At 53.8% G+C, this 18,644-nt stretch carries 27 protein-coding genes and 2 pseudogenes; 3 read left to right on the forward strand and 26 right to left on the reverse strand.

Translation table 11 applies throughout. The annotated features are described in order from the left end of the window. Positions 1-364: 364 nt before the first annotated feature. Together KWG61_RS00650 and KWG61_RS00655 are read left to right on the forward strand one after the other, a co-directional pair. Positions 365-1,757, forward strand: a pseudogene (locus tag KWG61_RS00650) (NAD(P)/FAD-dependent oxidoreductase). A gap of 62 nt (positions 1,758-1,819) precedes the next feature. After that, complete coding sequence (locus KWG61_RS00655; RefSeq protein ID WP_230267165.1) at positions 1,820-2,146, forward strand: DUF4298 domain-containing protein; 327 nt, start codon at positions 1,820-1,822, stop codon at positions 2,144-2,146. Positions 2,147-2,276: 130 nt separating this feature from the next. Here the strand turns inward: KWG61_RS00655 and KWG61_RS16800 are convergent, their stop codons facing one another. The 10 genes from KWG61_RS16800 to KWG61_RS00700 form a co-directional block, all read right to left on the reverse strand. After that, positions 2,277-2,594: a hypothetical protein gene (locus KWG61_RS16800; RefSeq protein ID WP_367614291.1), complete on the reverse strand. Its 318-nt coding sequence runs from the start codon at positions 2,592-2,594 to the stop codon at positions 2,277-2,279. Then, entirely contained in the window at positions 2,540-3,259 is a 720-nt protein-coding gene (locus KWG61_RS00660) for a hypothetical protein (RefSeq protein ID WP_242744627.1), read from the reverse strand. Before KWG61_RS00660 ends, KWG61_RS16800 begins: the two co-directional genes overlap by 55 nt. 72 nt (positions 3,260-3,331) lie before the next feature. Then, entirely contained in the window at positions 3,332-4,129 is a 798-nt protein-coding gene (locus tag KWG61_RS00665; RefSeq protein WP_367614292.1) for a class C sortase, read from the reverse strand. A gap of 29 nt (positions 4,130-4,158) precedes the next feature. Then, positions 4,159-4,860, reverse strand: a complete 702-nt coding sequence (locus tag KWG61_RS00670; protein WP_367614293.1) for a prealbumin-like fold domain-containing protein — start codon at positions 4,858-4,860, stop codon at positions 4,159-4,161. Beyond that, positions 4,857-6,416 carry an isopeptide-forming domain-containing fimbrial protein gene (locus KWG61_RS00675; RefSeq protein WP_367614294.1) on the reverse strand — a complete coding sequence of 520 codons (1,560 nt, stop codon included), beginning with the start codon at positions 6,414-6,416 and terminating at the stop codon, positions 4,857-4,859. The genes KWG61_RS00670 and KWG61_RS00675 overlap by 4 nt, the downstream gene beginning before the upstream one ends. After that, positions 6,344-7,429, reverse strand: a complete 1,086-nt coding sequence (locus KWG61_RS00680) for a collagen binding domain-containing protein (protein WP_242744630.1) — start codon at positions 7,427-7,429, stop codon at positions 6,344-6,346. Before KWG61_RS00680 ends, KWG61_RS00675 begins: the two co-directional genes overlap by 73 nt. Positions 7,430-7,449: 20 nt before the next feature. Then, entirely contained in the window at positions 7,450-8,592 is a 1,143-nt protein-coding gene (locus tag KWG61_RS00685) for a hypothetical protein (RefSeq protein ID WP_242744631.1), read from the reverse strand. 376 nt (positions 8,593-8,968) lie between these two features. After that, positions 8,969-9,664: an endonuclease III gene (nth, locus tag KWG61_RS00690; protein WP_230267160.1), complete on the reverse strand. Its 696-nt coding sequence runs from the start codon at positions 9,662-9,664 to the stop codon at positions 8,969-8,971. After that, positions 9,661-10,002 (reverse strand): DnaD domain-containing protein, encoded by a 342-nt coding sequence (locus KWG61_RS00695; RefSeq protein ID WP_242744632.1) that lies wholly within the window; start codon positions 10,000-10,002, stop codon positions 9,661-9,663. Before KWG61_RS00695 ends, nth begins: the two co-directional genes overlap by 4 nt. A gap of 186 nt (positions 10,003-10,188) precedes the next feature. Then, positions 10,189-10,596 (reverse strand): hypothetical protein, encoded by a 408-nt coding sequence (locus tag KWG61_RS00700; protein WP_242744633.1) that lies wholly within the window; start codon positions 10,594-10,596, stop codon positions 10,189-10,191. 344 nt (positions 10,597-10,940) lie between these two features. Between KWG61_RS00700 and KWG61_RS00705 the strand changes: the two are divergent. Beyond that, a pseudogene (locus KWG61_RS00705) lies at positions 10,941-12,429 on the forward strand (helicase HerA-like domain-containing protein). 294 nt (positions 12,430-12,723) lie between these two features. Here KWG61_RS00705 and KWG61_RS15675 read toward each other — a convergent pair. The 16 genes from KWG61_RS15675 to KWG61_RS00775 all read right to left on the reverse strand — a co-directional run bounded on the left by KWG61_RS15675 (position 12,724) and on the right by KWG61_RS00775 (position 18,615). After that, complete coding sequence (locus KWG61_RS15675; RefSeq protein ID WP_256460819.1) at positions 12,724-12,933, reverse strand: hypothetical protein; 210 nt, start codon at positions 12,931-12,933, stop codon at positions 12,724-12,726. Further along, on the reverse strand, positions 12,843-13,274 hold the full coding sequence (locus KWG61_RS16805) for a hypothetical protein (protein WP_367614295.1): 432 nt from the start codon (positions 13,272-13,274) through the stop codon (positions 12,843-12,845). The genes KWG61_RS15675 and KWG61_RS16805 overlap by 91 nt, the downstream gene beginning before the upstream one ends. Further along, the gene (locus KWG61_RS00715) at positions 13,172-13,396 is read right to left on the reverse strand and encodes a hypothetical protein (RefSeq protein ID WP_242744634.1); all 225 of its coding nucleotides are present in this window, start codon (positions 13,394-13,396) and stop codon (positions 13,172-13,174) included. Before KWG61_RS00715 ends, KWG61_RS16805 begins: the two co-directional genes overlap by 103 nt. 123 nt (positions 13,397-13,519) lie before the next feature. Beyond that, positions 13,520-13,759 (reverse strand): hypothetical protein, encoded by a 240-nt coding sequence (locus KWG61_RS00720; protein ID WP_242744635.1) that lies wholly within the window; start codon positions 13,757-13,759, stop codon positions 13,520-13,522. Continuing rightward, entirely contained in the window at positions 13,741-13,941 is a 201-nt protein-coding gene (locus KWG61_RS00725) for an L-histidine N(alpha)-methyltransferase (RefSeq protein WP_242744636.1), read from the reverse strand. Before KWG61_RS00725 ends, KWG61_RS00720 begins: the two co-directional genes overlap by 19 nt. After that, the gene (locus KWG61_RS00730; protein ID WP_242744637.1) at positions 13,938-14,228 is read right to left on the reverse strand and encodes a bifunctional 2-polyprenyl-6-hydroxyphenol methylase/3-demethylubiquinol 3-O-methyltransferase UbiG; all 291 of its coding nucleotides are present in this window, start codon (positions 14,226-14,228) and stop codon (positions 13,938-13,940) included. Before KWG61_RS00730 ends, KWG61_RS00725 begins: the two co-directional genes overlap by 4 nt. Next, positions 14,215-14,352, reverse strand: a complete 138-nt coding sequence (locus KWG61_RS16810) for a CRISPR-associated DxTHG motif protein (RefSeq protein WP_367614232.1) — start codon at positions 14,350-14,352, stop codon at positions 14,215-14,217. Before KWG61_RS16810 ends, KWG61_RS00730 begins: the two co-directional genes overlap by 14 nt. A 96-nt stretch (positions 14,353-14,448) precedes the next feature. Further along, positions 14,449-14,922 (reverse strand): ribosome silencing factor, encoded by a 474-nt coding sequence (gene rsfS / locus KWG61_RS00735; RefSeq protein ID WP_242744638.1) that lies wholly within the window; start codon positions 14,920-14,922, stop codon positions 14,449-14,451. Next, positions 14,852-15,820 (reverse strand): nicotinate (nicotinamide) nucleotide adenylyltransferase, encoded by a 969-nt coding sequence (gene nadD, locus KWG61_RS00740; protein WP_242744639.1) that lies wholly within the window; start codon positions 15,818-15,820, stop codon positions 14,852-14,854. Before nadD ends, rsfS begins: the two co-directional genes overlap by 71 nt. Continuing rightward, positions 15,820-16,107, reverse strand: a complete 288-nt coding sequence (locus tag KWG61_RS00745; protein WP_230267152.1) for a YhbY family RNA-binding protein — start codon at positions 16,105-16,107, stop codon at positions 15,820-15,822. The genes nadD and KWG61_RS00745 overlap by 1 nt, the downstream gene beginning before the upstream one ends. A 5-nt stretch (positions 16,108-16,112) precedes the next feature. Next, positions 16,113-16,694: a GTPase gene (locus KWG61_RS00750; protein ID WP_242744640.1), complete on the reverse strand. Its 582-nt coding sequence runs from the start codon at positions 16,692-16,694 to the stop codon at positions 16,113-16,115. Next, positions 16,631-16,906, reverse strand: a complete 276-nt coding sequence (locus tag KWG61_RS00755) for a hypothetical protein (protein WP_242744641.1) — start codon at positions 16,904-16,906, stop codon at positions 16,631-16,633. Before KWG61_RS00755 ends, KWG61_RS00750 begins: the two co-directional genes overlap by 64 nt. Before the next feature lie 41 nt (positions 16,907-16,947). After that, positions 16,948-17,187: a hypothetical protein gene (locus tag KWG61_RS00760; RefSeq protein ID WP_242744642.1), complete on the reverse strand. Its 240-nt coding sequence runs from the start codon at positions 17,185-17,187 to the stop codon at positions 16,948-16,950. Further along, the gene (locus tag KWG61_RS16815; protein WP_367614296.1) at positions 17,171-17,365 is read right to left on the reverse strand and encodes an HAD hydrolase-like protein; all 195 of its coding nucleotides are present in this window, start codon (positions 17,363-17,365) and stop codon (positions 17,171-17,173) included. The genes KWG61_RS00760 and KWG61_RS16815 overlap by 17 nt, the downstream gene beginning before the upstream one ends. A gap of 345 nt (positions 17,366-17,710) precedes the next feature. Continuing rightward, complete coding sequence (locus KWG61_RS00770) at positions 17,711-17,908, reverse strand: hypothetical protein (protein ID WP_242744644.1); 198 nt, start codon at positions 17,906-17,908, stop codon at positions 17,711-17,713. 5 nt (positions 17,909-17,913) lie between these two features. Next, the gene (locus tag KWG61_RS00775; RefSeq protein ID WP_242744645.1) at positions 17,914-18,615 is read right to left on the reverse strand and encodes an NAD(P)/FAD-dependent oxidoreductase; all 702 of its coding nucleotides are present in this window, start codon (positions 18,613-18,615) and stop codon (positions 17,914-17,916) included. Between the last annotated feature and the right edge of the window lie 29 nt (positions 18,616-18,644).

The raw sequence follows: 18,644 nt of genomic DNA on the forward strand, positions 1-18,644 counted from the left end.
AAAGACGAAATCCCCAAAGAAAGGTTCAACCGCTGCATTTACTATTTCAATTCACCCCGTTGAAAATTCCGTTTTCCACAAGAGGCTGTGCGTTGTTTTTGCGGCCGACCTGCGTATAATTCCGTATTCGGGCGGCTTTGGCCTTTCTCTGGCAGCAGCCCTGATCCTGCTTGTTTCGGACTTGTCGCAGCGATATTCCCGGAGGAATCCTTCTGGAAAATTCAGACATGGATACGCTATGCACCGATGGAAGCGGGACTTTTGTGTGTCTGCACGGTCTGGGACGACTTAGCGAAACCGGTGTGCAGGCCCACCGCAAACGATTTAAAACCATTCCCTCAGGGAATCCAGGAGAATATACACTATGGAAACTGTATCTTACGATGTCTTGATTATCGGTGCAGGTCCCGGCGGTATTTTTGCGGCGTATGAGCTGACCCGGCTGGATCCGACTTTACGAATCGGCGTTCTCGAAAGCGGCGCTCCCTTTCCAAAAGAAAATGTCCGATCAACGGCACCACCGTTCCTTCCTGCGTACGCTGCCCGTCCTGCTCGATCATGAGCGGATTTGGCGGAGCCGGCGCCTTTTCCGATGGCAAATACAACATCACCAACGAATTCGGCGGCACCCTTTACGAATACACCGGCAAAAAGAAGCCATCGAACTGATGGAATACGTCGACGAAATCAACTGTAAATGCGGCGGCGACAAGACGCGTCTTTTCGAAGGCAGCGATGCCCGTCTTTACAAGAAATGTCTGGAAAACAACCTGCATCTGCTTAAGGCGAACGTCCGTCACCTCGGTACCGACGTCAATCTCGTCGTTCTGAACAATCTGTACAACGAACTGAAGGACAAAGTGGACTTCCACTTCTTCCATCATGCCGATTCGATCGTCGCCAAGGACGGTCGCTACATCGCCTGGTGCAGCGACGGATCCCGCTTTGAAGGCGATCAGATGATCATCTCCACCGGCCGTTCCGGCTCGCGCTGGATGGAATCCATCTGCAAGGATCTCAACCTGAAATCCCAGGCCAGCCGCATTGACATCGGCGTTCGTGTGGAAGTGCCCTACGTCACCTTCAGCGAACTGACCGATTCTCTCTACGAATCCAAAATCGTCTACCGTTCCAAAAAGTATCAGGACAAAATCCGTACGTTCTGCATGAACCCGCATGGCGTGGTCGTCAACGAAAACACCAATGGCATCATTACCGTAAACGGCCATTCGTATTCCGATCCGTCCCTGTTTACGGAAAACACCAACTTCGCGCTGCTCGTCTCCAGCCACTTTACGGAACCGTTCCATGAATCCAACGCCTACGGCGAATCGATTGCCCGTCTGTCCAACATGCTCGGCGGCGGCGTGATCGTACAGCGCTTCGGCGATCTGATCCGCGGTCAGCGCTCCACTCAGGATCGCATCGATTCCGGCTTTGTCCGTCCGACGCTGAAAGCTACTCCAGGCGATCTGTCTCTGGTCATTCCAAAACGTCAGCTCGATGACATCATCGAAATGATTTACGCACTCGATAAGGTAGCGCCATCGACGGCCAGCGACGATACGCTGCTCTATGGCGTGGAAGTCAAGTTTTACAACATGGAAGTCGAAGTCGATCACCATCTCGAAACATCCCGCAAAGGCCTTTACGTCATCGGCGACTGCTCCGGCGTTACCCATTCCCTCTCCCACGCGTCCGCAAGCGGTGTCTATGCGGCCCGCAATCTCATCGAATCCCGCAAGCACAAAAACTGATTCCTCGATCGGCCTTCTTTAAGATATATGCATAAGGCCATCCCTTTAAAGGAGGAAAAGCCATGAACGATTTTGAACGAATGTGCGCAAAGCGCGAAAAGAAAATGCAGGACCTCGAAGACCTGTCCAGCCAGATGAGTCAGCTTCTGGACGCGCTGAAAGCCGGTCAGGACAGTCTGAGCGAGCTGTATGACTGGTATTTTAACGGCAACTGGCTGGCGGATCGCGATTATGAAGAAAACCATCCCCTGCCTGAAAATCAGTCTTCCGGAATTTTCAGCGAAGATGGTCTCTACAATTTGTTTCAGACACTCGATGAACAGTGTGAAGATCTTCGAACCGAGCTGAACCTCTGGCAGAAACTGCTCAATCCAAACGATTCAAAATAAGCACACCAGCGATCTTTGTACCGGCCCGCTTCTGGGCGGACCGTCGGATCGATCGTACCGTTTTGCACCTGCTTTTTGGCGGGTGCTTTTTACTGGGTTTTCTTTCGATCCAGCTTTCTTTGAAGGGCGATCAGGCCAAGCAGAAGCATCCACATGGCTCCAAACAGAAGCAGCAGATCGCGGTAGTGCGTTTGCGATCCGGTTTGCGGACTTCTGAGCGTGCTTGGCGGTGTTTTCGTATTCGTCGACGGGGATTTGTACCAGGCTGCGGTGTCGGGCTGCTCTTTCGATCGGCGTACGGTACTGCAATGGTCAGCGCGTTTTGCGTCTGCAGCCTTTCGTCAATAAAAAGCTGACCGTCTTCGAGCAGCTCGGCTTTGACGATCCGTGAACTCAGATCATAGCCTTCAGGCGCTTTGGTTTCCCGAATATAAATGGTTTCTCCCAGATCGAGCGTGAAGCGCGCAAAGCCGTTTTGGGATCGCCGGCGACTTCGTTGCGCAGATTCTTGCACTCTTCATCCCGATAGGCGGAAAACGCAAAGTTTTTTGACGTAATGGCTTTTCCGTCTTCGTCAGTCTTGACGATTTGCACGACTGGCAGCGGCAGCGACTTGGCGCTGACTTTTACCCGGTATTCGAGCGAACCGTTTTCCTCGTTAAACACGGGAAGCGCGCAAAGAAAATCCGGAATCCGGTTGTAGCCGGACGGCCTGGACGTATGGATCAGAAACAGACCGCATTCGCCGGTTTCAAAGAGTGCCTGACCGTTTTTATCGCTCGTACATGTAGCGATCGGCTTGCCTTTCGCCGCGGATAAAATGTCGAGCGCCTTGTAGAGGGCGTCGGCGCTTTGAAGATCTTCCGGCTGCAGGGAACAGTTTTTATACCCGTCCAGATATTCGAAGCCGCCGTTTTCGAGCCGGGCACACTGGTACAGCTCAAATTCCACATCGTGCCCATTTCGATGGTCTTCCGTCTCTTCCAGCTCGATCAGAATCGCCGGAGAAGGCGACTCTTCGCTGGCCGCATCGATTTCGGCTGCGCGAACGGGCAGACCGGACAGGCAAAGACACATCAGCAGCGATATGAGAAGCTGTCGGATTCGATTCAAATCACATTCTCCTTTCCAACTTTAAAAACAAGCCTCCTGCTTTATCGTTTTGTATTTCGATAAGGCAGGCATTCAGCGTCTTTTCCTATGAGCGAAAAAGCGCGCCAGAAAAACGAGTCCGACCAGACCGAACAGGGCAGCCGGCACGAGCAGAAACAGCCGGGAAACCGGCGAAGAAACCGAAAGCATCGGCGAAGCGCTCTGACGCTCTTCTTCCATATCCTGGGTATATTCCGTGCGCATCCCGCTTACTAAAAGACGGTGTGAATTGATGCCAAAGGGCGTACACGTAATGAGCGTCACCCGATCTTCCTCCGGATCGATTTTCAGCTTCTCCGTTTTGGACGGTTCCACTACCTGAATGTCGCAGACGCGATAGGCAAGCGTCTCGAGCGGATTTTCGATCAGAAACAGATCCCCTTCTTCCAGCTCATCCAGGCGCGTAAACAGCATCGCGCTCGCCATGCCCCGGTGCGAAGAAAGCAGGCAATGACTGCCTTTCCCGCCGCAGGGCAGCGAAGACCATTCCACATGTCCGGCTCCGCTGGCCATGCTCTGCGCACTGGCTCTGGGATAAATCGGCAGATGGACCCCGATTTTGGGAATGGAAATCGAACCCATGATCGAATTGCCGTTCCAGTCGAGCTGTTCTTCATAGCCGTCCTGCTCCCGGGAAGGAAAAGCCCCGTCCAGATCCTGCGCAAGTGCCTGATTGTAGCGCCTGGCGTTCTGATCGATCGCCTCGAGTTTTTGAACATCGCTCTTCTGCGGTGTCTGGAGCATGGAGCGCACACTGTCTTCCTGCGCCGCCTTCGTCCAGGAAAAAGAAAGCGCCGGCAGCATGCTGAAGCCAAGACCCAGAACGATCAGAAGGAGGAAAGCGTCTTTCGGATGTTCTTTTACGACCCGCTCTCTGGCCGCGCTTTTTCATTGCTTCGGACCTTTCTTTCGATTTTTTGTTTTCCAGATTCAGCGTTTTCCATTTCGTCTTCCGCTTTGGATTTGCGGCGGCTGGCCAGACCCAGACTCAGTCCGCCGATAACGAGCAGGCCGCTCGCGCCGAAAGAAACCAGCGCTGTACTCGATCCGCTCAGAGGCAGAACGAGAGACGTCCGGTTGACCACATCCATATAGAGGGCCAAAGGATGGATTGACGTTTCGAGTACTTTTTCCACGCGTTCGTCCTGGCCGAGCACATGGTTGGTAATGACCGCTCTGGCTTCGAGCGTATTCAGGGTTTTGCGATCGAGATCCTTATCGCCGGCTGTGTATTCATCGCGCTGATTGGTAAACGTCGGAAGCACATCGAGCTGAACGGGTTTCGACAGTCCGCGATAGCCTTGCGGCGCGCGCGTTTCCTTCAAATAGACGCTGCCCTGATCCAGTCCGTAAATGCGGAAAATCCCGTCGGCGCCGGTGACCATTTCGACCGCCTGCTTTTTCAGATCCGGATTTTGCGCAATTGCGTTTTCGTTCATAACAAAATAGCCGTCTTTCGCTGGTCGAAGCAGAATTTCCCGGGTGCACGCTTCGTCTTCATACAGGCGGAAGGCTGCATCCTTAAGCGGCTTGTCGGCGTCATTGATCTTTGTCGCCTTCAGCGCATAGGAATAGCTGACAACGGTATCCCATGGGGTGAAGTTGTGCTTTCCTGCCCGTCCGCACGCGGATCACTGGAATACTCCAGACGCGCATCGTTTTCCTGCGCGGTCATGCCTTCGCCGCTGGTAAAGGCGTTTTCATTGAATTCGCCTTCAAATTCGATGCGCAGCGTCTGGCCGTACACGTGATTTCCTGCAGCATCGAATTTGGGCAGAATGGAATTTACCAGCCCCTTCACGTCGTCAAAACAAACCGCAAACGTTTCGCCTTCCGTTCCGGTTTCGACCCGATACTGACCGGCGGGAATGGTTTTGATCTGGCTGCCTTCCACAAAGCTGCAGCGAATGGAATCCGGATGCAGAGTCAGACCGGCGTCCATCACATCGTGGATTTTCATGAAGTACGTATCGTATTCCTCCATCGACGGCACGGCGACATCGATGCGATACGGAATGTTCTGCCCGCCCTGGTAATCGCCGATATCGTTCCAGCCGACATTCTGATCGTCTTCTTCAATTTTCTTGATCAGCTGCGGCACGCTTCCTTTCAGCTGCACGTCCATGTTTTTCGTCCACGTATCCACCACGCAAAGCGAAGCGGCCTGATGAGTCTGCGCGCTTGAGGGGATGTCGGCTTCATTGAGCAGATACCAGCCCGGCTTAAGATTTTTGAACACATACGATCCGTCCGCCGCGGATACGTCCGCCTGCGTAATCGTTACCCGCTTTTCCGGATTGGCATACTGCATCAGATTGGGACGCAGACTTTCAACAAACTGCCGGAAATCGGACTGAACGCCTTCCGGCTGGCCGACAATCGTGCGATACGTTTCGACTTCGTCCAGGATCTGCTGGTCCGTCATGTCCTGGAGCGCAATGCCTTTTCGATCGCAGATCGTTCGAACGAGCGCCGGCTTGCATAACGGGTTGATCGTGTAGTGAATGGAACTTCCATCTTCGGCTTCCTGAGCATCCATCAGGCGATACAGTTCAAACTTGCGTCCCGCCAGCGATCCGGTATTTCCCGGGTGCAGCGTAATGGTGCACGTCTGCGCCGCCAGAACTGGATGGACCAGAAGCGGCGTATACATAGCCGTCATGCCGCTCAGTCCCAGGACGGCGCTTAAAGCCAGCGCCTGCGGCCATCGTCTTTGTGACTCATCCGTTTGTTCCCCTCTTTCCGTTTTCTTCTTCTCTCTTTGCTTAAATGCGGGCGTCCGCATAAGCAGCCCGACAGTACACAACGTAACGGCCATGCCGCTAAAAAGCAGCGCCTCCTGACTTCCGCTCTGGGGCAGAAGGAGCTGTTTCGCATTGGAAACTGTCCATTTCAGAACGGGAAGGCCGTTTTCGTCCTTCTGCAGACTCCAGCCTTCTGGCCAGGCGGATTCGCCTTTGTAATCGACTGTAATCTGCAAATTGCCCTGCGAATCGCGCGCAAATCGAATCGCATGAAGCAGCGGATTTCCCGTTTCGTCCGTTTTCATCCGATAGCCTTCAGGCGCTTTCGTTTCGGCGATGTAATACAGACCGTCCGCTTCGATTTCAAAATGAATTTCGCCGTTTTCGCCGCTCTCTTTTTCTGAAGGACACTCTGGCGATCTTCGCCGTACAAAGTAAATTCGGCGCCCTGCAGCGGCTCATTGTTTTCGTCGACTTTTTGAATTTTCAGTTTTGCGCCGCCTGAATCGTTTGGAATGGACAGGCGGCCGTTTTCATGGCGCTGCCCATCCTCCAGACCCTGGATCTGAACGCGTTCGCCTTCAACGATGACTGTCAGCACATTGGCGGCTGCCTGATACCCCTGCAGCGGCTGCACTTCCTGAATCGTGTACGTTCCATCGGTCGCATAGGAAAAGGCGATTTCGCCGTTTTCGTCCGTTTTTAAAATTTCTTCGGTTCCATCCGGTTTTCCAAGACGGAATTCGACGCCGGCTAAAGGCGCATTGGTCTGCCGGTCGTATTTGAACAGAATGGTGTCGATGGGCGTCTCTTCGAAAATAAGCGGATTTTCAAACGGGTCGATGGCGGTGTCATCGAGGACGATACCCTTTTCTTCCGGATTGAGAAAGTAGCCGTCGGGCGCTTTGATTTCGCGGATCAGTACGCAGCCAACGGGCAGCACGTGCGTTCCATCGGCGGTTTTGAAAATCTCATCGCCGCTGACAAAATGCGAATCGTCCATTTTGAGACGCCCCTGGCTGTCGGTCTGATAAATCCACGAATACGCCGGCACGGGCTTCTTTCCGGGTTTGACTTTCACATTGACGTCCCGGTAATACTCGATTTGAAACTGCGCCCCGGCCAGACTTTTCGACGGTGTGGAAGACTGAGTCCGGCTGTGCTGCTTTTTCAAAATCAGACCGGGGACAAAGTAGTCCGGCGTGTCCTGGAAGTACGTGTCATTTCCCGATTCCTTGACGGTCTTGCCGTTTTCGAGATGCACCGTCCGGATTTCGGAGGAGAGCTGATAGTTTGGCGGCGCTTTGAGTTCCTTGATGCAGTACCAGCCTTCTTCCAGATCGAGCGTATTCGTTTCGCCATTGGCCTGACTGATCAGCGTTCCCACCCGTTTGGATTCATCGGGCGTCAGGCCCTGGTAGACGCCAAATTCCGCCCCTCAAACGAATAGCGCTTGGAGTTGGACACCGTAATCTGGGGCATCGTGGTGCCTTTTTCCATCCACAACCAGCAGTGCGTCGGTTCTTTGGGCGGCTCGCCCTCTCCATACAGCAGCGGCTGCTTGGGCATCCAATGGCCGTTCCAGTTGAGATACTGTCCAGCGACGGTGACCATATAGGCTTTGTAAAAGGTCGGATCGGGTTTGGCCTGAATTTCTTCCCAGAGTTTTGAAACGACGGGAATCCAGCTGCCCTCCAGAGCGATATTGTGCGAAAACGATCCGTTGCCGAGAGCTTCCGAAACCAGATCATCGGTGATGACGATCTGCGCTTCTTCGGAATAGCCTTTGGCGATCAGAATGTTCGCCGGACCGTTATACGCGTAATACAGAACTTTGCGCAAAGCGGGGTTATCGACTTCTACAGGAGCACTCGCCGAATCGCCCCGCAAGGGCATGCCGTTTTGCCAGTTGCCGCAAAACGCCCATTTTCCATTCGAGAGCAGCCAGAGTCCGTTGTTTTCGGTGGCAGTGCCTACCCGAACGGACAGGGCGCGATAGCCTTCGACGACCAGACCGGACGCTTTTGGCTTTGCGGCGCGTCTTTCTGCCGGTGAAGCAGAAGGACTGGCTTCGTTTTCTTCTGGGTTTGCCCCGTCTTTGGACGGATCGGATTCCTTCTGCTCCGTTTCGCGATCGCTCTCGTTTTCCGAAGACGATGCGAGAGAAGAGCTGGAGGAGGCATCCCCGCTTGAGCGATCGGAGATCTGTGAAGCCTCTACGTCTGCCTGATCCGCTCTGGCTCTGCCGATTTCTTCTTTTTCAAAACGCGCCCGGATAACCATCGGCGTTTCGACAGGGACGATTTTCTTCCAGGACGCTTTCTGCATCGCATCCCTTTGTGGGACATCATTGATTTCGAGTCGTTCGATGACATAGCCCGGCTGGCTTTCGGCTTCGATTTCGAGAGTCTTTGCGCCTTTCAGATCGGTCTCTGTTTTCTGGCCGGGAGGACATTCGATCGGTTCACTTTCCAATACAGCCCTCAGGCTGCCGCCTTCATTCGTCTGCATCGTCAGCGCAGGAATGTCCGGCGGATCGGTCTTCTGCACGGCGGCACTCGAGAGGCCGCAGCACAGACTCAAAGCGCATAAAAAGCCCGGGACGACTTGAATAACGCTTGAAACATTTCGTTTTTCCTTTCTTCTTGTCTGGATCCGGCCGTTTGGACCGGCCGTTTTCGCGTCTGCAGTCCGCGATCGATCTGAAGAAAGGATAATCACACGCCAGAGTGGGAGTAAAGATTAAAAATATTCCATAATGATGTGGAATAGAGTGTAAATCATGTTATTTTCCGCATTCCGTCACGCTTTTCTCCCGGTGAAAACCGCCCGCCTGAAAGACGGGCAGGCAGAAAAAGCGGCTTCTTCAAACCGTCGGAAAGATTGTTGAAGAAGCCGTCAATGGATTCAATAGTGTGTCTGGAAATTATTTGGACGCTTTGCGTTTTGGCCGGACACCCTTGGCCACAAAGTCGGGATCAATTTTCTGTGCCTTGTAAAGATCAAACTTTTCCCGTTTACAAAACGAGGCAAACGGGCACTTTTCGCATTTGGGGAATCGGGCCGTACAAAAATAGCGGCCGAAAAAGATGAGGTCGTGATGGGCCTGATTCCAGCGCTCGCGCGGCAGCTTGCGGCGCAGCTTTTCTTCGACCTTAAGCGGATCATCGTCAAACTTGGCCAGACCCAGACGCTTGGAAACCCGCTCCACATGGGTATCGACGGCCATCGATGGAATGTCGAAAGCGACGGAACGGACTACGTTAGCCGTCTTGCGGCCGACGCCAGGCAGCGACTGCAGTTCCTTGAACGTGGACGGCACTTCGCCGTGAAACTCTTCTTCGATCTTCTGGGCGAGTTCCACGATGTTTTTGGATTTGGTCGGATAAAGACCAATGCTGCGAATGGTGTCGGCGACCTCCTGCACATCCGCCTTGGCCAGCGAAGCCGAATCGGGCCAGCGGGAAAAGAGCGTCGGCGTGACGCGGTTTACTCCCGCATCCGTTGTCTGGGCCGACAGCACGACGGCGACCAGCAGCTGAAACGGCGTTTCGTGCAGCAGTTCGCATTTGGCATTTGGGAACAGAATTTCAATCTGATCCAGAATTTCTTCCGGTTTCATCGTCTTCCCTCTTCAATATCCTGGGCGCTTAAGCCCTTGGCTTTCCAGTTGACCAGCAGCGCTTCCATGTACGCAATCGAGCGCTTATTGTAGACAGCCGCCTCATCGAGCGCATGCAAAATTGTCGACTGTTCGTACGTGTCGCAAAGCTGACTGAGCCGTTCGAGTTCGGAGGCGGAAAGCGTCCGGCCAAATTCCGCCTGCACGCTGGACAGCAGCGTCTTTTCAAGCGGATGACCGGCAGCCGGCGCCTGATCGAGCAGGCAGTCGAGCATGATCGTCAGCTGCTTGTTTCGGGTATCGATCGTCATGCACCCCTTGTCGGACAGCGAAGACATCGCTTCGTCAATCGCTTCCGGATCGAGTCCAGTTTTCAGAGCCAGCTGTTCGGCGATGACCGGCTGATTCGTTTCCTGCAGGTAGTTGATCGCCAGCAGCGTCAGAATTTCATTGGGTTCGAGCGAAAGGGCATCAATATTTTCAAAAATCCAGGCGGTACGGTTAAACCAGGGGCGTACCAGTCTTCACGGTTGAGCATGTACCAGGTTCCTTTCATATACCCAGTCCAGGGTGTCGTAATCGAGCATGAGGATCTGTTCGCCGGACTGCAGCTGATACACCGGTGCCGAATAGCCGTACGCGAGCGTGACCGTTTCCGGATCCATGTCGTAAGAGCTGCGCGCTTTTTCGCGCGCCGCTTCGTAATTGAGCGTGGACAGATCCCGCTCCGTAATGATGCCGCCCTGAGCGTCAAACCAGTACAGCTTCTGATCGGTATAGCCCTGCCAGGTGACAAAAGCGAATTTGTTTTCCGTCAGGCCCTCGACATGAGGCACCTGTTCTTCAATTCGCGCCTGCACCTGGGCGATCTGCTCATCGTAAAGGCGGGACGGTCCGCTGATAAACAGCGCCCACAGGCAGATGATCATCAAAAGAGCACCGCAAAAGAGCGGCCGTCATTGGCCAGCCGTACGTGCCTTTTTCTGCGCCGCCGGTCCTTTCTTCTTGACGGACGGTTTCTTCTGTTTCGACGAAGCTGCCGCCCTCGCCGATCCTCTTTGCTTACTCATGGCTTCCATTATATCGACTTCTGTATCAATTGGATAACGGATCCCCTGACCTCTATTCTTCCTTTCCGATCGCCCTCCAAAACGGTATGCGCGCCTGGCGCAAAAGGTGCGCTGCGCTTTCGGGGATCGTTCCTGGCTTTCGTATAATGAAGAAAAAGGCACTGTCCTTTGAAAGGAGACGGCCCCGTCTGGAGGGCCACATCAGTATGACGACATCGCAAATTCTTCCCGTCGGCGCAAACGCCGACGGTCTCTATGGACTCCTTCCTTCCAAAGCCTGCCGGCACGGCCTGATCGCCGGCGCAACGGGAACGGGCAAGACCGTTACCCTTAAAGTGCTCGCGGAAAGCTTTTCCGATCTGGGCGTCCCTGTTTTTCTCGTCGACATGAAAGGCGACGTCAGTTCCCTGGCCATGCCGGGAGAGCGAAATGAAAAATCGACGCGCGTCTGAAAAGCTGCGGCATCGATCCAGAATCGTTCGCGTTTTGCGGCTATCCCGTCCGCTTCTGGGACGTCTTTGGCGAAAACGGCATTCCGCTGCGCACCAAGATTTCCGATCTGGGACCGCTTCTGCTCTCCCGTCTGCTTTCGCTTACGCCCGCCCAAACCGGCGTACTCAACATCATTTTCAAAATCGCGGACGATCGCGGCTGGCAGCTGATCGATCTGAAAGATCTCCGCGCGATGGCTTCTCTGATCATGGACGAGCGCAAGGAACTGCAGGCGCAGTACGGCACCATTTCTTCGGCTTCAGCCGGGGCGATCGTACGGGCTTTGCTGGAACTGGAAAATCAGGGCGGCGATCTCTTTTTCAACCAGCCGGATCTGAACATCACCGACTGGCTGACGCTCAACGGCAGTCAGGGCACGATCAACATTCTGGAAGCGTCCCGCCTTGGACAAAATCCTTTTCTTTACTCGACGTTTCTGTTATGGATGCTTTCTGAGCTGTACGAAACGCTTCCCGAAGTCGGCGAAGTCGACAAGCCGAAGCTGGTCTTCTTCTTTGATGAAGCGCACATGTTATTTGAAGATACGCCAAAAGCGCTGCGCGACAAGATTGCGCAGGTTGTTCGTCTGATCCGCTCCAAAGGCGTCAGTCTCTTTTCATCACCCAGAATCCGTCGGATCTCGATGAAGACATTCTTTCCCAGCTGCAGAACCGCATTCAGCACGCTCTCCACGCCTATACGCCGGCGGATCAGAAAAAGCTCAAATCGGCGGCAGCCGGTTTTCGGCCCAATCCCCGTCTCGATACGCTAAGCGAACTGTCCGCGCTCAAAACCGGCGAAGCGCTCGTCTCCTTCCTCGATGAAGACGGTGCCCCGATGCCGGTCGAAAAAGTAACCGTTCTTCCGCCCCACTCTTCTTTCCAGGCTCTCACACCCTCGCAAATCCAGCTTGTGGAAAGCCGGGATCCGATGTACGACCACTACGCTAAAGCCTTTGGTGCCTACAGCGCCTATGAAGCGCTTGAAGAGCAGAAGCGGCAGAAAGAAGCAGACCAAAAGAAGCAGATACTCGTGCTTCTTCCTCCTCCCGTTCGAAATCCAATCGCACGAATACCCGTCGCGCTGACGAAGACGAGTATGAAAATTACGAAGACGACCGTCCTGCCCGCAGCCAGACCCGGCGCGGACAGAATCGTTCCTCTTCTTCGCGCAATTCATCTTCTTCTCTGGAAAAGTCGGTGAAAAAGCCGCCCGTTCTTCTGCACGAAGCATCGGGAGAAGCGTAGGCAAATCCATCAGCCGCGGCATTCTTGGCTCCGACAATTCCACCGCCAAACGGGCCGCCGGCAACTTTGCGGGCAGTCTGGTCGGCGATCTCTTCTCTTCCTTTTTCAAGTAAGAAGGCAGGAAGCCTTCTGAGGGCCGCTTATATCGTTTGAACGCAGGAAACACAAAAGCACCGGATTTCTTCGATCGGCCGGCGATCGAGAAAGATCCGATGCTTTTCTTCTGTATTTCTATTGCATTTCCGTCTGCTTATCGGGTGCAGAACATTTTGACAAAGCGTCCCGCAGCCTGCGAGGACGATTCCACAAACGAGCTGAACTCTACCGGGTTGTCGTTGTGACCGACAATGTCGCTGAGCGTGCGGATGATCAGAAACGGCAGACCAAACTGGCTGGCGACCTGCGCGATCGCGCCGCCTTCCATTTCGCTGCACGCACTCTGCGGAAAGCGGGAAAACAGCTTTTGAAGTCATCTTCATACGCCATGAACAGATCCTGCGTCGCCACAGAGCCTGTGGTATACGTCAGTCCCGCTTCTTTTGCGGCGGCTTCGGCGCGTTCGAGCAGGTCTCTGGATGCGGTGAACACTTTGCCGATTCCGTCTTTTCCATCGATTGCCGACGTATCGTAATCGGCCTGAATGGCATAATCCGAGAAAACGAGTTCGCCGACGTGCTGGCCTTCTTTCAGGCCGCCCGCTACGCCGATCGAAAGCAGAGCATCGGGATGATAGTTTTCGCAAAGCAGCGTCGAAGCAATAGCCGCGGCGACTTTTCCGACGCCGGAAAGCGCGACAACGATTTCTTCATCGGCCAGATGGCCTTTGTAAAGGCAGCTTCCGCAATTGTGCGGACTTCCACATCCGTCATCTGATCGGTAATCGCCTTCTGCTCCTGGGGCATGGCTGCGATAAATCCAAGCATGTTTTTCCTCCTTGCTTCGCAGAAGACTTTATAGCGCTTCTGCCTCGGGGATAAAGCCGGCGGCCTCTTCCATAAAAATTGCGAGACGCATGGCTTTATCGTATACGTCGAATCTGACTGGTGTTACTTAGCCGGTCTGGCTTTGCAGGCGATGAAATACTTTTCGCAGTCCTCGAGCGGGGCTTCGTTAAAGTCGCCGGAAAACTGGAGAATTTCAAAGTCTTCTTCGAGCATCTCTTTTAAATCCGTGTCGGAGAAGACCGTCTGCATGTGATGTTCTTCGACAGTGCGATCGTCAAAGTAGAAGGCGAAGTCCTGATAAATTTTATCGTCCTGCGCCGTGATCACCCACTGTACCTGCACGCCGTCATCAAATTCGCCGGCTTCTTCGTATTCTTCGGCAAACTCATCGAGACGGCAGAGCGAATGGCTGTCAAAAGAAACAGACCGCCCTCGTTCAGATGCGCCCGCACTTCTTTTAAAAACGCGCGCACTTCGTCCTTGTCTTCAAGATAGTTGAACGAATCGCAAAAGCAGCCGATCATATCAAACCTGGACAGGCCGGACAGATCGCGCATATCGCCCTGTAAAAGGTGATATTTTCGCTGCCGGGTTTGGCTTTTGCGGCATCGATCATGTTCTGGGAAAGATCGAGCGCCGTCACATCGTGCTGCTTGGCCAGTCGCTCGGTAATTTCCCCGCTGCCGCAGGCTGGTTCCAGAACCGTTTTGCCGGGATGGAACGATTCGATCCAGTCCACCCACTGGTCGGCCGCCTGATCGTCCTTGACGAGGGCGTCATAGTATCGGCCAAGTGTTTCATAAATTGCCATAGTCGTACCGCCTTCTGTTTAAGATCCGATTCTGCAGGAAACAGGGAGTCAGGACAGGCATTGAGCGCATCGAATGCGTCAAATCCATCGTACCCATCAAACGCATCGAATGCTTCAAACGCATCAGCGCCTCCCCTGTCTGCAAAGCCGGATCGAACTTTGCTTCATGGTAAATGTGTCTTTACAAAAGCCGCCCTGCAGGCAAGGCGGCCAGGTGTCGTTATTCGTAACGGGTAACAGGGCATTCCTCATACAGGCGATCAAGCGAATACAGCTTTCTTTCCTCGCCGGTAAAGAGGTGGATGACGATATCCTTGAGGTCCACCAGAATCCATTTGGATTCCTGGCCGCCTTCCATGCGGACTTCGCCTTTCCAGCCGGCTTCGAACAGCCGGTCCTTAATATTCTGAGCAATGGCAAGATTCTGTTTGAGGTTGCCGGCCGAAGCGATGACCATCGTATCCATGAACGGTGTCATGGTGCGGGTATCGTACACTTCGATATCGGTTCCTTTTTTCTCGCTGATTGCCTTGAGTACAAGATCAAGTACGTCCATTTTTTGTCTCTCCTTTTCGAGATAGGCTTTGTTTTCTGCTTTGACCAGCAGGAAACCATTATACAGATCATGCAGGCAGGCATGATAGAGGGCGCTGGAATCGTAGCCGCGCAGCGTAGTCGAGCTTGTCGCTGACAAACACGATCATCGCGTAAGGATCATAGCTCGTGCCTTTGACATGATTGGAAATTGCGTTGCGAATCACCGGATCGTACAGGCCGTAAATGCGCCACACAATTTCACTGCCGGCATAGCCGTGCCAGATGGCGTGGTGTTCCTGCAGGGCGGAGGGCGGAAACGCTGCCTTGACCCATTTGGCCTGTTCTTCCTTAGGAAGATCCTTGGCGATGTCATGAAAGAGTCCGATCAGCCACGCCTTGTGCTCATCGAGATGATGGGCTCTGGCAAGCTCCCGGCAAAGTCTGGCGACGCTGCAGGAATGGGCAAAGCGCGCCGGATCCATCTGCGGCTGGATCCAGGCCGGCAGATACAGTTCGTGATCGAGGCAGTACTGACGTACGCTCTCGGGCATGAGATTCAGACGAAATCCCGTACGAATCTGCGAAGAAGATACGTCGACCGGTTCCATGGACAGACGGATCATTCCGTAGTCCTTTTTCAGCAAGTCGAGCTGCTGCTGGCGGTCGGCGACCACAAAGTGCGCTTCCTTAAGCAGCTGCTGCCAGTCTTTCCATTCTTCAAACTGAGCGGCCTGATCGGCGCCGATCAGCCAGTAAAATTCAATATCGTCAAACTGCTTTTTCAGCGTTCGGATCGTATCGATCGTATAGCTGGTGCCGTTGCGCTTGAACTCCACGTCGCTGATGCGAAAGTGTTCGTTCTGCTGGCAGGCCAGCCGAAGCATGTTGAGTCGATGGACCGGATCGGTGAGTACCCGGTCTTTTAAAGGGGAAATCCGCGCGGGAACGAACCAGACTTCATCCGCGCCAAGCTGCTCTAATGCTGCATTGGCCATGGCAATATGGCCATTGTGTACGGGATCAAACGATCCGCCTAACAGAGCAACTTTTTTCATCAGAGAATCCCCGTCTTCTTATCCGGATTTCTGCGGTAAAGCGTAAAGGTGCGGCCGATAATCTGTACGATATCGCTTCCGGTCTGGCTGGCGCATTCAATCGCCGCCTCGCGGACCGAAATCGCGGCCGTCTTCTGCATCGTCACCTTGACGAGTTCGTGGGCTTCCAGATCGTTAGAAAGGCTTTCAAAGAGCGCTTCTGAAAGGTTTCCTTTTCCAATCTGGATCATGCTGGGGAGATTCATCGCCAGCGTTCTGAGTTTCTTTTTGTTCTGTGCGCTTAACATTTAAATCATCGCCTTTCGAAATGTAATCTGAATGCCCTTGTGGGCGTAAACCGTGATCGAGGAAATGTCCCCGATACGCAGAACCATCCCAGTCCCTGGATGACTACATCCATTTTCTGACCGGGTTTGAGCTTTGGCGCATGCCATGCCTGCATCGTTTCCATCGAGTGATCGATGGCCGGCGAAAGCATCTCCATCAGATGCTCGTTCCACAGACGGTCGGCATCGCTTTTCTTGCCGCGGTGAATAGGCACGCCCGGGGAGAAGTAGCCGACAATGCTGGCCTTTTTCGAGCAGACCACGTCCATGCGCGCCAGTCCGCCGGCTGCAAAGGACTGATCTTCAAAAATCTGGCAGATGTAGGGCTTGATCGGCTTGACGGGGATCACGCTTTTGAGCATGTCCGCCGGCAGCCACGCCAGATACGACTTTGGATTTTCCAGACCCGGCGTATCGTACAGAATTCGATCGCGCCAGGGACGGGAAATCACGTCGAGGGTGGTTCCCGGGTTGCGGGAAATGGTCAGTTCCCTGCTGTGGAGCAGGCGGTTGACCAGAGTGGACTTGCCGGAGTTGGCGAGTCCCATGAAGATAACGTTTTTCTTTTCGCCCAGGCGGTCGGCCGTCTGGGAAATCGTTTCGAGAATTTCTTCGCTTTTTCTGAGCCTTTGGTCATGTAGCCGGCAATCAGAATGTCTTCCACCTGAATGTTTTCTTCTTTCAGGCGGCGCGAAACGTAGCTTTTAATCTTTTCGTCGCTCAGCGTAACGGGCAGCACGTCCCGCTTGGTCAGAACCATGACCACGGGCTTGCCGGGAATCCGCTGGTTGAGGCGGCTGATCAGATTGCTTTCGAGATTGAACAGATCGACGGTCCAGAATACGATGCCGTCGAGTTCATTGACTTTTTCAGGGTCTCTTCCGCCGCGATGCCCTGCTGCATGTTAATCGTCACATCGCCGTAGTGGCGAAGGCGGTAGCAGCGCTGGCAGTAATCGGCGTCCAGGGATGGCGTATAGCCTAAGGCTTTGGGGTCTTCATTCTGGAGCTTTACGCCGCACCCTTTACAGTATTCGGACATATCCGTCCCTCCGATCTATTTTGTGTTTCTTTTCGTAATACGTGTAGGCAGCATTTTCGAGGGCCCGCATGATCGAAGTATCCTTGCGTTCCGTCTCGGACAGTCTGCCGCATAAAATGGTATGCATGCCCGAAATTCGCCCGCAAAGCATATCGGTATACAGCTGATCGCCGACAATGGCGGCCTGACTGGCCCTGACGCTCCGCTTTTTAAAAAGCGATGCACTTTATGGGGCAGCGGTTTCAGGCAGAACGTCAGCAGTTCGCCCGCGGGCCGGCCGCCCAGCACGTCTTCGACGTGCTTTTTCGTGTTGTTGGTCAGCAGCACGGGTTCAATGCCAGAGTGGCGCACGCGGCGCAGAAATGCCGCGGCTTCGTTGGAAATTTTCGTATCGCCGTATGCGGAAATTGTATTGTCGATGTCGACGAACAAAATCCGGATTCCGTCTTTTTCAGCTGGCGGATATCCAGATCCAGATAGCGTCGAATGGATCGTTCGGGCAGCAGCAAAGTCATGGTTTTTCTCATTGTATAGGGGATTTTGAAGAATTGTCAAAACGCTCCATCAGGGCCATGGCACAGCGCAGACCATCGAGCGCGGAGGTCATAATGCCGCCGGAATAGCCGGCGCCTTCCCCGCAGGGATACAGACCGTATACGCTTGAAAGCAGGCTTTCCTTATCCCGGAATACGCGAATGGCACTGCTTGAACGGGTTTCCACACCCGTTAACAGTGCACCGTCCAGAAATCCCGGAATTTTTCTTCAAAGGACAGCAGCGCTTCTTTTAAAGAGGAAGCGATCGGTGCCGGAAGCAGCGTCTGAAAATCCGTAAACACGGTCCCTAAGGGATACGTGGGCAGCACGCCTTCAAAATGGTCCGAGACGTTTCCCTGTACAAAATCGGAAGCGAGCTGAACCGGCGCCCGGTAGCTGTTCGACAGTTTCCAGGCCGCCTTTTCGAGCTGTTCCTGATAGTCGAGACCGGCGAACAGATCCGATCCGGTGTCGGTTTCATCGACTTGTACAAGAAGAGCCGCGTTGGCATTTTTGCCGCCTCGATCATGATAGCTCATTCCGTTGACAACAACCGTTTCCGGCGTGCTCGATGCCGCAATTACGTAGCCGCCCGGACACATGCAGAAGCTGTAGACGCCTTTTCCCGTCGAAGTTTTGGCGGTTACCTGATAGCGGGCCGGAATGAGCAGCGGATCCGTCGCGTGATCTTTCAGCATGGCCTGATCAATAAATTTCTGATCGTGTTCGATGCGCACGCCGATCGCAAACGGCTTGTTTTCCATCTGCACATGGCTTTTCGCCAGCATCCGCAGCGTATCGCCAGCCGAATGGCCGATCGCCGCAATCAGCGCCATGCAGCGAATCTGCAGGAAGTCCTCTTTTTCGTTCGAGTCGTTCAAATCCGAAGACACAATCAGATTCTCCAGACCCTTCTCCTTTA

This window comes from Allobaculum sp. Allo2, from assembly GCF_022701175.1.
Lineage (GTDB): Bacteria > Bacillota_I > Bacilli_A > Erysipelotrichales > Erysipelotrichaceae > Allobaculum > Allobaculum fili.